Here is a 12123-nt window from a genome sequence, read left to right on the forward strand (position 1 = left end):
TTTTTCCTGAAAGTTGATGGGGTCGGCCTGAACCGACTTGGACAATGGGTTAATGGTCTGATGGTATGACGAGTTGACCAGGCAAGAAAATAGAGACTTACCCGAACCCTGCTGATGCAGAGGCCGGGCAGTCCCCGTGTTCAGCGCCTGTCAGCGCAACTGGTGCAAAACCGCCTGGGTGAATTCAGAGCAGCGGGCCTTGCCCCCTTGATCGGCAGGCACCACAAGGCCTTGCGCCAGCACTTCTTCCACGGCGGTTTCGATGCGCTTGGCATCGCCGAGCAAAGCGGCGTCCGCATGGCGCTCGCCCAGCCAGCGCAGCATGAGCGCCGCCGACAGCATGGTGGCCACCGGGCTGGCCGCGTCTTGCCCTGCGATGTCGGGGGCCGACCCGTGCGCGCCCTGAAACAGGCCGTGGTGTTCACCCAGCTCGGCCGACGACGCCACACCCAGGCCACCCACAGTGCCTGCGCCCAAGTCAGAGATGATGTCGCCGAACATGTTTTCAGCCACGATCACGTCATAAAAATCGGGCTTCTTGATCATGTGCACCGTGATGGCATCGGCGTAGGCGTAGTCGATGGCCACATCGGCATAGGTCTGGGCGACTTCGGTGCAAACGGCGCGGAAGAAGGCGTAGCTGTTGAGGATGTTGGCCTTGTCGCACACCGTCACGCGGCGCTGCCCATCGCGGGGCGCGCCCTGGCGCTGGCGCGACAGGTTGAAGGCAAAACGCGCCACACGCTCGACCCCCTTGCGGGTCACGACCAGGGTGTCGGTGGCCAGTTCATCGCGCAAACGCACACCGCCGCCCCGGCTGGCGTAGAGGCCCTCGGTGTTTTCGCGCACGATCACGTAATCGATCTGGCCAGGCTGCCAGTCTTTCAAAGGACACTGCACACCGCGCAGCAAACGAATGGGACGCACATTGGCAAACAAGTCGAGCTTGAAGCGCAGGCGCAAATGCAGGTCGTTGCCCACCTCGGTGCCGTCGGGGTAGGTCACGCCCGGCAGGCCTGCCGCACCGTGAAGCATGGCGTGTGCGCTGCGGCAAGCCGCCAGCGTGTCGTCGGGCAGCACCTGCCCACTGCGCTGGTAATGCAGCGCACCGCCCTCGCAAGCGATGAAGTTCAGCCGATCGCTGCCGCAGGCTTCACGCAACACAGCGATCGAGGCCTGGCAGACCTCGGGGCCAATGCCATCGCCGTCGATGGTGACGATGTCGTAGCTCATGCTTTGGCCTTCAAGGCACCTTGAGCCAACTGGCCCACCAACTCGGGCAGCAAGGTCTGCGGGTCGACCACTTGGCAAGCGGCCGCCAGTGTGGCCTGCATGGCTTGGGCTGCGGCGTCGTGCGAGCCAGTTTCGCGCGCCATGTCGGCGTAGTAGCCCAGGTCCTTGAGGGCGTTGCCCATCGAAAAACGCAGGCCCGAGGTTTCGCCGCGCAGCAGGTAGGGCTTGAGGCGCTCGAGCGCCGCGCCCCAGCCACCGCCTTTTTCCAGCACCTCGACAAACACCGCGTCGTCGATGCCCGAGCGGCGCGCGCAGGCGGCCGCCTCAGCCAGCAGTGTGACCGAGCCGAGTGAGACGAAGTTGTGCAGCAGTTTCATGCTGTGGCCGGCGCTCACGCCCCCGGCATGCACGATGTTTTCGGCAAAGGTGGACAGCAAGGGGCGCACTTCTTCCAGCAGCGCCGCGTCACCACCGATCAGCAGGTTTAGGCGGCCCTGCATGGCCTCGTTGGGGGTGCGGGTCATGGCCGCGTCCATGAAGCGCACGCCCTGCTTGGCCAGCGTGGCCGCCACCTGTTGGGTGGACGCGGGGATGCTGGTCGAGCAGTCGATCACGGTCATGCCTTCGCGCAGACCGGCCAGCAAGCCGGTGTCGCCCGCCAGGATGGCCTCGACCTGGACCGAGCCGTTGACGCAGAGGATGACGATGTCGCTGGCTTGCGCCACCGCCTGTGCGGTGGGTGCGGTGGTGGCACCTGCGGCGATCAGCTCAGCCAGTGGCTGGTTGCCCGGGTGCGCCATGGCCGTGAGGGTGAAGCCTTTTTTGACGATGTTGGTGGCGATGCCCAGGCCCATCAGGCCCAGGCCGATCATGCCGATGCGGGTGTTGTTCATTGGAAACTCCTGTGTGGCGTTCAGCCGTGTTTGATGGTGACGGTCTTGAGCGTGGTGAAGCTGTAGAGCGCTTCAAAGCCTTTTTCGCGGCCGTGGCCGCTGGCCTTGACGCCGCCAAAAGGCAGCTCGATGCCGCCGCCCGCGCCGTAGTTGTTGACGAACACTTGCCCGCTTTGCAGGCGACGCGCCATGCGCAACTGGCGCCCGCCGTCCTGCGTCCACAGCGCTGCCGCCAGGCCGTATTCGGTGCCGTTGGCCAGTTCGACGGCGTGGTCTTCGTCGTCAAAGGGCGTGATGGCCAGCACCGGGCCGAAGATTTCTTCTTGGGCGATGCGGTGTTCGATCGGCACATCGCGGATCAGCGTGGGCACTTGGTAAAAACCGCCTTGGGGCGCTTCGGGCACCAGCTGGCCTTGTGCGGCAATCGGCAGGCCGTCGCTCTTGGCCAGTTCCACAAAACTGCGCACGCGCTGCATCTGCGACTCGCGGATCAAGGGGCCGCAGTTCAGGTCCATGCTGGCGGGGCCGGTGCGGGTGGCGGCAAAGGACTTGGCCAGGCGCTCGACCACCGCCTCGTACACCGGGCGGTGCACCAAGGCGCGGCTGCCGGCCGAGCAGGTTTGCCCGGCGTTTTGCACGATGGCATTGGTCACCACCGTGGTCATGGCGTCCATGTCGGCGTCGCCAAAAATGATCTGCGGCGACTTGCCACCCAGCTCCAGCGTCACGGGCGCATGGTGCCCGGCCGCAGCCTGCACCACCAGTTGGCCCACTCGGGGCGAGCCGGTGAACGACACATGGTCCACGCCCGGGTGACGCACCAGCAGGTCACCCGCTTCGTGACCGTAGCCGGTGACGATGTTCAGCGCCCCCGCCGGAAAGCCCACCTCGGTGGCCATCTCGGCCACACGCAAGATCGACAGGCAGGCGTCTTCGGCCGGCTTGACCACGCAGGCATTGCCCACCGCGAGCGATGCTGCCACGCTGCGGCCAAAAATCTGCAGCGGGTAGTTCCAGGGGATCACATGGCCGGTCACGCCAAACGGTTCGCGCAGGGTGAAGACGGTGTGGCCGTTGTAGAAGGGAATGGTCTCGCCCATGAGCTTGTCGGCCGCACCGGCATAAAACTCGAAATAGCGTGCCACGGCCGTGACGTCGCCACGCGCCAGGGTGGTGGGCTTGCCGCAGTCGCGCGACTCGATGGCCGCCAGCTCGTCGATGTGCGCCAGCATGTGCTGCGACAGGCGCTGCAGCAAACGACCCCGCTCGGTGGCCGTCAGGCGACCCCAGTCACCGTTGAAGGCTTCGCGCGCGGCTTGCACGGCCTGATCGATGTCGGCGGCGTTGCCTCGGGCGATGGCATCGAACTGCTCGCCGCTGGAAGGGTCGATGACCGGGATGTCTTGCCCCGATGCGGGCGCGATGTGCTGGTTGGCGATGTAGTGCAGTTTCATGGGGAATGGCCTGAAAAGTTGTCAACTCAGTTTACAGGATGACGCAACCGAAATTCGACACGCTTTGACAGGGCTTACCCGCGCCCTGCTGATTTGTAAAATGGATTGATCTCTTCAACAGGCCCCTCCATGACACCACCCGAGCGTGAATCTGCCCCGCACAGTGCCTTGGCGCGGCTGGAGCCCGTCAAGCACGAGCGCTTTGCCGAGCGGGTGTACGAAAGCCTGTTCCATGCCATCCTGACCGGCAAATTGGCACCGACCACACGCCTGCCTTCCGAGCAGCAATTGGCCACGTTTTTTCAGGTTTCGCGCCCTGTCGTGCGCCAGGCTTTGGACCGACTGCGCAGTGACCAACTGATCGAGTCGGTGCGCGGTTCGGGCACCTTTGTGCGGCCGGACTGGCCGCAGGTCTCGGCCCGCCCGCCCCAGGAACCCGACATCAGCCACTGGCTGCACGGCCAGGAGTTGCGTCTGGTGCTGGAACCCGAATGCGCCTACTGGGCCGCCTTGCGCCGCAGCCAGGCCGACCTCCAGAGCATGGCCGATGCACTCGCAGGCTTTGAGCAGGCAGCGGCCAAGGGCGATGTGGCCCACCATTTCGACTTCCAGTTCCACGAAGCCATCGCCCGCGCCAGCGCCAACCCGCGCATGCTGCAGGTCATCGAGACCCTGCAGTACGACGTTAGCCATGCCGTCAACATGACCCGGCACCTGGTCCGGCTCAAGCCCTGGCAACGCACACGTGACGTGCTGGATGAACACCGGGATATTTACCGCAGCATCGAGCAGCAGGATGCTGAAAGTGCCCGTCGCGCCATGCGCAGTCACATCGAAAAAGCACGCATTCGGATGCTGGAGCCCTCGCCTAACTGAGGCTATGCGGGTCTTGCACGCCAAAAAACGGGTTTGAGTTGTTGCAGAATCAGCAACAATGGACAAACTCGATGCAATGCAAATCTTTGTGCGTGTGGCCGAAGCGGGCACATTCACCGCCGTGGCCGACCAGCTGCAGGTGGCCCGTTCGGTGGTCACGCGCCAGATTGCGGCGCTTGAAAAGCACTTGTGCGTCAAGCTCATCACGCGCAGCACCCGCAGCCTGACGCTGACGTCTGCAGGCGCGGCCTACCTCGAAAAGTGCCGCGTCATCCTCAACATGGTGGACGCCGCTGAGTCCAGCCTGGACGAAGAAAAGGCCGTGCCGCGTGGCCGCATCCGTCTGGGCTTGCCCATCAGTTTTGGGCTGGAGCGGCTCATGCCCGCCCTGCTGGCTTTTGCGCAGGCGCAGCCGCACATCGAGTTGATGATGGATTTTTCGGACCAGCGCTCCAACCTGATCGAAGAGGGCATTGACCTGTCCATCCGCATCACTGCCGATTTGCAGCCCGGCGACATCGTGCGGCAGCTGGGCCAGGCCCGCTTGCTCACAGTGGCTTCGCCCGCGTATCTGTCCGAGCACGGGCAGCCCGGCCACCCCGATGCCTTGGCGCACCACGAGTGTCTGGTGTATTCGATGTCCATGAATTCAGCGACCTGGCCTTATCGGGTGGATGGCCAGTTGCAGCAGTTTGCGGTGCGTGGCCGCATCCGCGCCAACAATGGCCTGGCCCTGACCCGTGCCGCCGCGCAGGGCATGGGCATCACCTTGCAACCGGACTTTATTGCCGAGCCGCTTTTGGCGCGAGGCGAGGTGCTTGAACTCTTGCAAGACTTTGCGCCGCCGCCCCTGGGCATTTATGCGGTCTTGCCCAGCAACCGCTACATCCCGCACCGGGTCAATGTGCTGCTGGAACACCTGGCCACTTCTTTGCGCCCGGTGTAAACCCCTCACAACGAATGTCCTGCATGTCCTGAGGTCTGTCCCGGGCTTGACCGCTGGGGCGCGAAATCCGGCCACAATTTGCCTTTTGTCCAGGCAGCATCTTCCCCGGAACCCCTCCGGAAACTGATTTCAGGAAAACGACATGACTTACCCCAACACCCAGCTCTTCATCAGTGGCCAGTGGTGCGATGCCGCAGACGGCCGCACCTTGCCCGTGTTCAATCCCGCCACCGGCAGCGAAATTGGTCGCTTGGCGCATGCCGGTGTGCCCGACCTCGAGCGCGCCGCACAAGCTGCGCAAAAAGGTTTTGAGATCTGGCGCGACACACCTGCCAACGAGCGCAGCGCCATCATGCGCAAAGCCGCTGCCTTGATGCGCGAGCGCGCACCGCAAATTGCCGAGCTGCTCACGCAAGAGCAAGGCAAGCCCTTGGGCGAAGCCAAAGTCGAAGCCATGTCGGCCGCTGACATCATCGAATGGTTTGCCGAAGAAGGCCGCCGCGTGTATGGCCGCATCGTGCCGCCACGCAACATTAACGTGCAGCAGCAGGTGCTCAAGCAACCCTTGGGGCCCGTGGCCGCGTTCACGCCTTGGAACTTTCCGGTCAACCAGGTGGTGCGCAAGATGTCGGCTGCATTGGCCACGGGCTGCTCAATCATCGTCAAGGCCCCTGAAGAAACGCCCGCATCGCCCGCCGAGTTGATTCGCGCGTTTCATGACGCTGGCGTGCCTGAAGGTGTCATCGGTTTGGTCTACGGCACCCCCTCAGACATTTCCCAATACCTGATCGCGCACCCCCTGATCCGCAAAATCACCTTCACCGGCTCCACGCCTGTCGGCAAGCAATTGGCGGCACTGGCAGGCCAGCACATGAAGCGCGTGACCATGGAGTTGGGTGGCCACGCCCCGGTCATCGTGGCCGAAGACGGCGACATCGCCTTGGCCGTCAAAACGGCAGGTGCTGCCAAGTTCCGCAATGCGGGCCAGGTCTGCATCTCGCCCACCCGCTTTTTGGTGCACCACAAAATCGCCGACGAATTTGCACGCCTTTTGGCCGCGCACGCCGAGTCGCTCAAGGTGGGTGACGGCCTGACCGCAGGCACCCAGATGGGGCCCTTGGCCAACGAGCGCCGACTGGTGGCCATGCAAACCATCATGCAAGACGCGCGTGCCAAAGGGGCCAAGGTGCTCACGGGCGGCGAGCGCATTGGCACGCAAGGCCACTTCTTTGCGCCCACGGTGCTGTCGCACGTGCCGCTGGACGCCGATGTGGTGAACAACGAACCCTTTGGCCCGATTGCCGCGATCCGTTCGTTCGAAAAAATCGAAGACGCCATCGCCGAAGCCAACCGCCTGCCCTTCGGCTTGTCGGGTTACGCTTTCACCAACTCGCTCAAAACGTCGCACTTGCTGAGCCAGCGCCTGGAAGTGGGCATGCTGTGGGTCAACCAGCCTGCCGCGCCTTGGCCCGAGCTGCCTTTTGGTGGCATCAAGGATTCGGGCTACGGCTCCGAAGGCGGCCCCGAAGCGCTGGAGGCTTACCTCAACACCAAAACGGTGTCGATCTTCAACGCCTGAAAACCCGATCTTTAGGCGTTTGCCCTGCGAGCGACGGTCGATGGGACTACCCGTTCATTGGTAGTCCCATCAGCGGTATTTGGGGCGATACCGCACAGACGGTCCCAGTGGATTTTTCCGATCATGAGGCTCTGTCAAAACAGCAGGAGCCAACATGAAAAACAACCCCATCAGCCAGGCCGTGATCGCCAGCGTTCTGAGCGTCACAGCCACCGCTTGGGCGCAAACATCCGTCGGCCTGGGCCGTACCGATTTCAAGGAAAACTGTGCCAGTTGCCATGGGGTTTCTGGCAAAGGCGATGGCCCTGTGCACTCGTTTTTGGTCAAGCCACCTTCTGATCTGACCACCATTGCGCGGCGCAATGGTGGCGTGTTTCCTCAGGAGTTGATGTGGGAGGTCATCGACGGTCGCTGGTCGGGCGAGGTCGGTCCGCACGGTTCGCGTGAAATGCCTGTTTGGGGCAATGAGTTCAAGGCACGCGCCATGACGCAGCCGGGCGATTCGCCACGCACGGCCGAGTGGTCTGCGCGCAACCGCATCGTGTCTTTGTTGAAATACCTGGAGACGATTCAGCAACCTTGAGTGTGCGAGGGCCCACCCATTTGTGGGCGCTTGCCTTCAAGGTGGGCTGATTTCGAGCCGTTTCAAGTCAAAACCCAAGGCGACCAGTTTGCTCTGCAGCTGCTGGTAAGTGGTCGCTGGCATTTGCGGCGTGCGCGACAGAACCCAGAGGTATTCACGTCGGGGCTCGCTCACCAGCACCCACTGGTATTGGGGGTCCAGATCGATGATCCAGTAATCGCCCCACACCATGGGGATGAACGACAACCACTCGGGTGCAAAGCGCACCTTCAGCTGCGCCGAGGTCGCGCCGCCCACTTGGCGCGCGGCACCCAGCGCTTCACTCCACTCGCCCTTGTCGGTTTTGCAGCGGTTGAGCACCTGCACCCGACCGTCGACTTGCAGGCTGTAGGTGGCTTGCGTGCTGCTGGCGCATTTTTTCTGAAACCAGTTGGGGTACTTGGCGATCTCATACCAAGTGCCCATGTAACGCGGCACATCCACCGACGGCACCGTGGCCAAGGGTGTTGTGGTGTTCTGGGCATGACAGACCGAAGCCCAAGCGCCCAGGTAGACCAGCGCAGAAAGACAGATCGCTCGCCCGGCTTGTTTCACTGTGGAGGGTTGCATGTTCATCGCGGCCTCAAGTCCGCAGCCCTTTGACCAGGGGCTGCGCCAGCCGTTCGCCTTCTTGTAACCAGAAGGCCGGGTCTGCGCTGCGGATACGGGTGATGGCGTTGCCCATATGTGCCGCAGCGGCTTGCCGAGCCCCTTCGGCATTACCGGCCTCCACAGCCTGCAAGATGGCGTGGTGCTCGGTTTGCACTTCGGCTGCAAAGTCCATGCGTCGCGCTTCGTTGGCCCGCGTCACTTGCGTGGCCCCGTGTAAAAACTGGCCCAGGTATTCCAGCGTCTGAATCAAAAAAGGGTTGCGCGTGGCGTCGGCAATGGCCCGGTGAAACTTCACGTCTTCGGCCACGCCGTTGCCGCCCGCTTTCACGGCAGTGTCCAGCGCCTTGACGGCTTGCTGAATGGCACGAATGTCACGGGCGTTGCGCCGCTGGGCGGCCAACGCGGCCACTTCGGCTTCCAGTGCCCGGCGCACTTCGACCATTTGAATCACCGCTTCTTGCGATGCCGCATGCCGCGATTCGAAGTTGAGCGGCGCGAACGGCAGCTTCTGGTTCACAAACACCCCGCTGCCTTGGCGCGAGTCGACCAAGCCCAAGGACTTGAGGCGCGACACCGCTTCGCGCACCACCGTGCGGCTGACTTGAAACTGCTCGACCAAACGGGCCTCGGTCGGCAGTTTGTCGCCCGGCATCAGGCGGCCTTGCTTGATTTCGGTGGTCAGCTGCTCGGCCACTTGGTCTGACAAGCGAGCGCCACTGGAAACGGGGGTGAAGTTCTGAGTCATGAGGTTGTCATACAAAAGACAGGTCTGGAGCATAGCCTGACTTCGTGCTGTGCGTCTGAAAACGCGCATTTTGAGGTGGGTGCATCAATAGCCCTTTAAATTAGCCAATTACGGATAGGTAAATTAATTTATCTATAGTAAATTACGGCCTGTCGCACCGAGAGGTGCTTTTCTCATGGCCGGAGACCACGCATGGGCGCTTACATCAACCCGATTTATCCCTACAAAGGGCCTGCCGACTTGATGTCGACCCCGCCGCAGCGCAAAGCCCTGATCGTCATTGGCGCAGGGCCGGTGGGCTTGGCCGCTGCCATCGATGCCCGCTTGCAGGGCTTGGACGTGCTGGTGCTGGACGACGACAAAACCGTCTCGGTGGGTTCGCGGGCGGTCTGCTATGCCAAGCGCTCGCTCGAAATCCTCGACCGTTTGGGCATTGCCGACCAAGCCTGCGACATGGGCGTGAGCTGGAACATTGGCCGCACCTTCCTCGAAGAAGACGAGGTCTACCAGTTCAACCTGGTGCCCGACGCGGGTCACAAGCGCCCCGGCATGATCAACCTGCAGCAGTACCACGTGGAGGAAATGCTGATCGCCCGCGCTTTGGAGTTGGGCGCGGACATCCGCTGGCAGCACAAGGTCACGGCCGTCACCCGACATGACGACCACGCCAGCCTGACGGTGGAAACGCCTGACGGTCCCTTTGAGATCGAAGCCGACTGGCTGGTGGTGGCCGACGGTGCGCGCAGCCCGATCCGCCGCCACCTGGGGCTGGACATCGAAGGCCGCGTGTTTCAAGACCGTTTTTTGATCGCCGATGTGATCATGAAGGCCGACTACCCGGCCGAGCGCTGGTTCTGGTTTGACCCACCGTTTCACCCCAACCAGAGCGTGCTGCTGCACAAGCAAAGCAACAACGTCTGGCGCATCGACTTTCAGCTCGGCTGGGACGCCGACCCCGAAGAAGAAAAGAAGCCCGAAAAAGTCATCCCGCGCCTGCAGGCCATGCTGGGCGACGACCGGCCGTTTGAGCTGGAGTGGGTCAGCATCTACACCTTCCAGTGCCGCCGCATGACCGACTTCCGCCACGGCCGCGTGTTGTTTGTGGGCGATGCGGCGCACCAAGTCTCACCCTTTGGCGCACGCGGGGCCAACTCGGGCTTTCAGGATGCGGACGATCTGATGTGGAAACTGGGCTTGGTCATCAAAGGCCAAGCCAGCGAGAAACTGCTCGACACCTACGCGCACGACCGCCAGTTTGCCGCCGACGAAAACATCATGAACTCGACCCGCTCGACCGACTTCATCACGCCCAAGAGCCGCACCAGCAAGACCTTCCGCAACCAGGTGCTGGCGCTGGCCAAGCACTACCCGTTTGCGCGCAAGCTGGTCAACTCGGGCCGCTTGTCTGTGCCCTCGTTCCTGACCGACTCGGTGCTCAACACGCCCGACGCCGACGCCTTTGAAGGCCAGATGGTGCCCGGCGCACCGATGGACGACGCGCCCGTGCAAGTGAACGGCCAAGACGCCTGGCTGCTCGACCAGGTGGGCAAGGGCTTTCAGCTGCTGCTGTTTGTGGACGCAGCCCATTCACCCGAGGTGCTGGCCCAACTCGCGAATGTTGCCTCTGAATGTGGGGGCACGCCCCTGCAAGCGAATGAGCCCGTCCAAGCGACGTCCCTCATCGTCGCATCCAGCCCTCTGAACATCCCCGGCATGAAAGTGATCGTTGACCCCCAAGGCCTGGTGGCCAAGCGCTACGACGCACGCCCTGGCACCACGTATTTGCTGCGCCCCGACCAGCACGTGGTGGCCCGCTGGCGTCAGCTGGACACCCACGCCGTGCAGGCCGCATTGGCCCGAGCCCTCGGCAGCCACATCGGCCAAGCCTGAACCGCACCAAGGACTGACATGAGCACCGCCCTGAAAACAGACCCTAACTTCCACGAAACAGGCCGCCGCTTCTTCCGCGACTTCTCACCCGGCGACGAGTTTTACGAACACCTCATTGAAACCCACAACGGCCTGAGCGACGAACAAAGCGAGGCGCTCAACGCCCGGTTGATCTTGCTGCTGGCCAATCACATTGGGGATTTGAAGGTGCTGCGGGAGGCGCTGGGGAAGGCACGGGAAAGCGCCTGAGGAGGGTGTTGTAAAGACAGACTCTCACCGGTCGCGGTTGCTCATAAAGACCTGTTTTCTTGTCAATCTGACTGCCAAGCTGGCATGGACACCCGGTCAAGCCGGGTGTGACAGAAGGGCTCCGTCATGTCCGACTTGACCTTCATGATCGCCCCCGCCAACAACGCCGCCAAGCCCACCACATTGCTCGGATGCGCCACGCTGTCTGTACTCCAGAACTCGCCCACACCCGCCTGATGGATGCGTTGCAGCGCATCGCCGGCCAGCAGGGCGTGCGTCACGGCCACGTCCACGCTGGCGGCACCTGCGGCCAGGGCCAGTGAGGCGGCAGTCGCCAGGGTGTGGCCGCTGCTGGCCACATCGTCCAGCAGCACCACGGCTTGGCCGCGCAGGTCGCACGGCGGCAGCGTGATGCTCACGGCGTGGTCGCTGTGGCGCACTTTGCTGCACACCGCATGGGGCAGGCCGTGGGCAGAGGCGGCTTGGGTGACCCATTGCGCTGATTCGCTGTCGGGCCCCAGCAAGAAAGCGCCGGGGCGGTGCTGCGCAATCCAGTCGCCCAGCAGCGGTGCCGCACTCAGCGTGATGGCTTGATGGGCCGGCACGGCTTCGGCCAAAGTGGCCACCCGGTGCAGGTGCGGGTCCACGGTGATGACCGCGTCAAACAGCGTGGCCAACCAGGCACCCACGATGCGCTGGCTGATGGCTTGACCGGGGGCAAACGCCATGTCTTGCCGCATGTAGGCCAGATAGGGCGCGACCAGGCTGAGGTGTTGTGCGCCCAACTGGCGGGCGGTCGGCGCGGCCAGCAGCAGCTCGGTCAGTTTGTCGCCCGGCTGGTGCAGGCTGCGCAGCAGCACCACACGCGGGGGCAAGTGCGCGGGCAGGGTCAGCTGGATTTCGCCATCGGGAAAGCGGTGGCGTTTTATCAAGTGCGGCATCAGTTCTGCGGCATCGGCCAGACGCAGGGCGGCGGGGGTTCCGTCTTCAAAGTAGAGCAATGCACCGCGTTCAGACATCCGCA

At 63.1% G+C, this 12123-nt stretch carries 12 protein-coding genes; 6 read left to right on the top strand and 6 right to left on the bottom strand.

Features of this window, described 5'->3' with window-relative positions; translation table 11 throughout:
* Window positions 1-150 precede the first annotated feature (150 nt).
* From B9Z37_RS07620 to B9Z37_RS07630, 3 genes are read right to left on the bottom strand one after another with little or no spacing between them, the layout of a single operon-like run.
* On the bottom strand, window positions 151-1233 hold the full coding sequence (locus tag B9Z37_RS07620) for an isocitrate/isopropylmalate dehydrogenase family protein (RefSeq protein WP_108312366.1): 1083 nt from the start codon (window positions 1231-1233) through the stop codon (window positions 151-153).
* Window positions 1230-2126, bottom strand: a complete 897-nt coding sequence (locus tag B9Z37_RS07625; RefSeq protein WP_108312367.1) for an NAD(P)-dependent oxidoreductase — start codon at window positions 2124-2126, stop codon at window positions 1230-1232. Before B9Z37_RS07625 ends, B9Z37_RS07620 begins: the two co-directional genes overlap by 4 nt.
* Before the next feature lie 20 nt (window positions 2127-2146).
* Window positions 2147-3580: an aldehyde dehydrogenase family protein gene (locus tag B9Z37_RS07630; RefSeq protein ID WP_108312368.1), complete on the bottom strand. Its 1434-nt coding sequence runs from the start codon at window positions 3578-3580 to the stop codon at window positions 2147-2149.
* Window positions 3581-3709: 129 nt separating this feature from the next.
* On the opposite strand from B9Z37_RS07630, the gene B9Z37_RS07635 reads away from it, so the two are divergent.
* The 4 genes from B9Z37_RS07635 (at window position 3710) to B9Z37_RS07650 (ending at window position 7564) form a co-directional block, all read left to right on the top strand.
* Window positions 3710-4456, top strand: coding sequence for a FadR/GntR family transcriptional regulator (locus B9Z37_RS07635; RefSeq protein WP_108312369.1), 747 nt, complete (start codon window positions 3710-3712; stop codon window positions 4454-4456).
* Window positions 4457-4514: 58 nt separating this feature from the next.
* Window positions 4515-5402, top strand: coding sequence for a LysR family transcriptional regulator (locus B9Z37_RS07640; protein WP_108312370.1), 888 nt, complete (start codon window positions 4515-4517; stop codon window positions 5400-5402).
* A gap of 142 nt (window positions 5403-5544) precedes the next feature.
* Entirely contained in the window at window positions 5545-6981 is a 1437-nt protein-coding gene (locus tag B9Z37_RS07645; protein ID WP_108312371.1) for an NAD-dependent succinate-semialdehyde dehydrogenase, read from the top strand.
* Window positions 6982-7135: 154 nt separating this feature from the next.
* On the top strand, window positions 7136-7564 hold the full coding sequence (locus B9Z37_RS07650; RefSeq protein WP_108312372.1) for a c-type cytochrome: 429 nt from the start codon (window positions 7136-7138) through the stop codon (window positions 7562-7564).
* Window positions 7565-7600: 36 nt separating this feature from the next.
* Here the strand turns inward: B9Z37_RS07650 and B9Z37_RS07655 are convergent, their stop codons facing one another.
* Together B9Z37_RS07655 and B9Z37_RS07660 are read right to left on the bottom strand one after the other, a co-directional pair.
* Window positions 7601-8179: a lipocalin family protein gene (locus tag B9Z37_RS07655; RefSeq protein WP_407067226.1), complete on the bottom strand. Its 579-nt coding sequence runs from the start codon at window positions 8177-8179 to the stop codon at window positions 7601-7603.
* Between the two features lie 7 nt (window positions 8180-8186).
* The gene (locus B9Z37_RS07660; protein ID WP_108312584.1) at window positions 8187-8960 is read right to left on the bottom strand and encodes a FadR/GntR family transcriptional regulator; all 774 of its coding nucleotides are present in this window, start codon (window positions 8958-8960) and stop codon (window positions 8187-8189) included.
* Window positions 8961-9152: 192 nt separating this feature from the next.
* On the opposite strand from B9Z37_RS07660, the gene B9Z37_RS07665 reads away from it, so the two are divergent.
* Together B9Z37_RS07665 and B9Z37_RS07670 are read left to right on the top strand one after the other, a co-directional pair.
* Window positions 9153-10850: an FAD-dependent oxidoreductase gene (locus B9Z37_RS07665; protein ID WP_108312373.1), complete on the top strand. Its 1698-nt coding sequence runs from the start codon at window positions 9153-9155 to the stop codon at window positions 10848-10850.
* Between the two features lie 18 nt (window positions 10851-10868).
* The gene (locus B9Z37_RS07670) at window positions 10869-11099 is read left to right on the top strand and encodes a DUF2783 domain-containing protein (RefSeq protein WP_108312374.1); all 231 of its coding nucleotides are present in this window, start codon (window positions 10869-10871) and stop codon (window positions 11097-11099) included.
* A 62-nt stretch (window positions 11100-11161) separates the two neighbouring features.
* Here the strand turns inward: B9Z37_RS07670 and B9Z37_RS07675 are convergent, their stop codons facing one another.
* Window positions 11162-12118, bottom strand: coding sequence for a ribose-phosphate diphosphokinase (locus tag B9Z37_RS07675; RefSeq protein ID WP_108312375.1), 957 nt, complete (start codon window positions 12116-12118; stop codon window positions 11162-11164).
* Window positions 12119-12123 lie beyond the last annotated feature (5 nt).

Origin of the sequence: Limnohabitans parvus II-B4 (assembly GCF_003063455.1) — a bacterium.
Lineage (GTDB): Bacteria > Pseudomonadota > Gammaproteobacteria > Burkholderiales > Burkholderiaceae_C > Limnohabitans_A > Limnohabitans_A parvus.

Coding starts and splice junctions, on each gene's coding strand:
- B9Z37_RS07665 (WP_108312373.1), top strand. CDS start 9,153: ATGGGCGCTTACATCAACCCGATTTATCCCTACAAAGGGCCTGCCGAC.
- B9Z37_RS07645 (WP_108312371.1), top strand. CDS start 5,545: ATGACTTACCCCAACACCCAGCTCTTCATCAGTGGCCAGTGGTGCGAT.
- B9Z37_RS07630 (WP_108312368.1), bottom strand. CDS start 3,580: ATGAAACTGCACTACATCGCCAACCAGCACATCGCGCCCGCATCGGGG.
- B9Z37_RS07635 (WP_108312369.1), top strand. CDS start 3,710: ATGACACCACCCGAGCGTGAATCTGCCCCGCACAGTGCCTTGGCGCGG.
- B9Z37_RS07650 (WP_108312372.1), top strand. CDS start 7,136: ATGAAAAACAACCCCATCAGCCAGGCCGTGATCGCCAGCGTTCTGAGC.
- B9Z37_RS07660 (WP_108312584.1), bottom strand. CDS start 8,960: ATGACTCAGAACTTCACCCCCGTTTCCAGTGGCGCTCGCTTGTCAGAC.
- B9Z37_RS07625 (WP_108312367.1), bottom strand. CDS start 2,126: ATGAACAACACCCGCATCGGCATGATCGGCCTGGGCCTGATGGGCCTG.
- B9Z37_RS07620 (WP_108312366.1), bottom strand. CDS start 1,233: ATGAGCTACGACATCGTCACCATCGACGGCGATGGCATTGGCCCCGAG.
- B9Z37_RS07640 (WP_108312370.1), top strand. CDS start 4,515: ATGGACAAACTCGATGCAATGCAAATCTTTGTGCGTGTGGCCGAAGCG.
- B9Z37_RS07670 (WP_108312374.1), top strand. CDS start 10,869: ATGAGCACCGCCCTGAAAACAGACCCTAACTTCCACGAAACAGGCCGC.
- B9Z37_RS07675 (WP_108312375.1), bottom strand. CDS start 12,118: ATGTCTGAACGCGGTGCATTGCTCTACTTTGAAGACGGAACCCCCGCC.
- B9Z37_RS07655 (WP_407067226.1), bottom strand. CDS start 8,179: ATGAACATGCAACCCTCCACAGTGAAACAAGCCGGGCGAGCGATCTGT.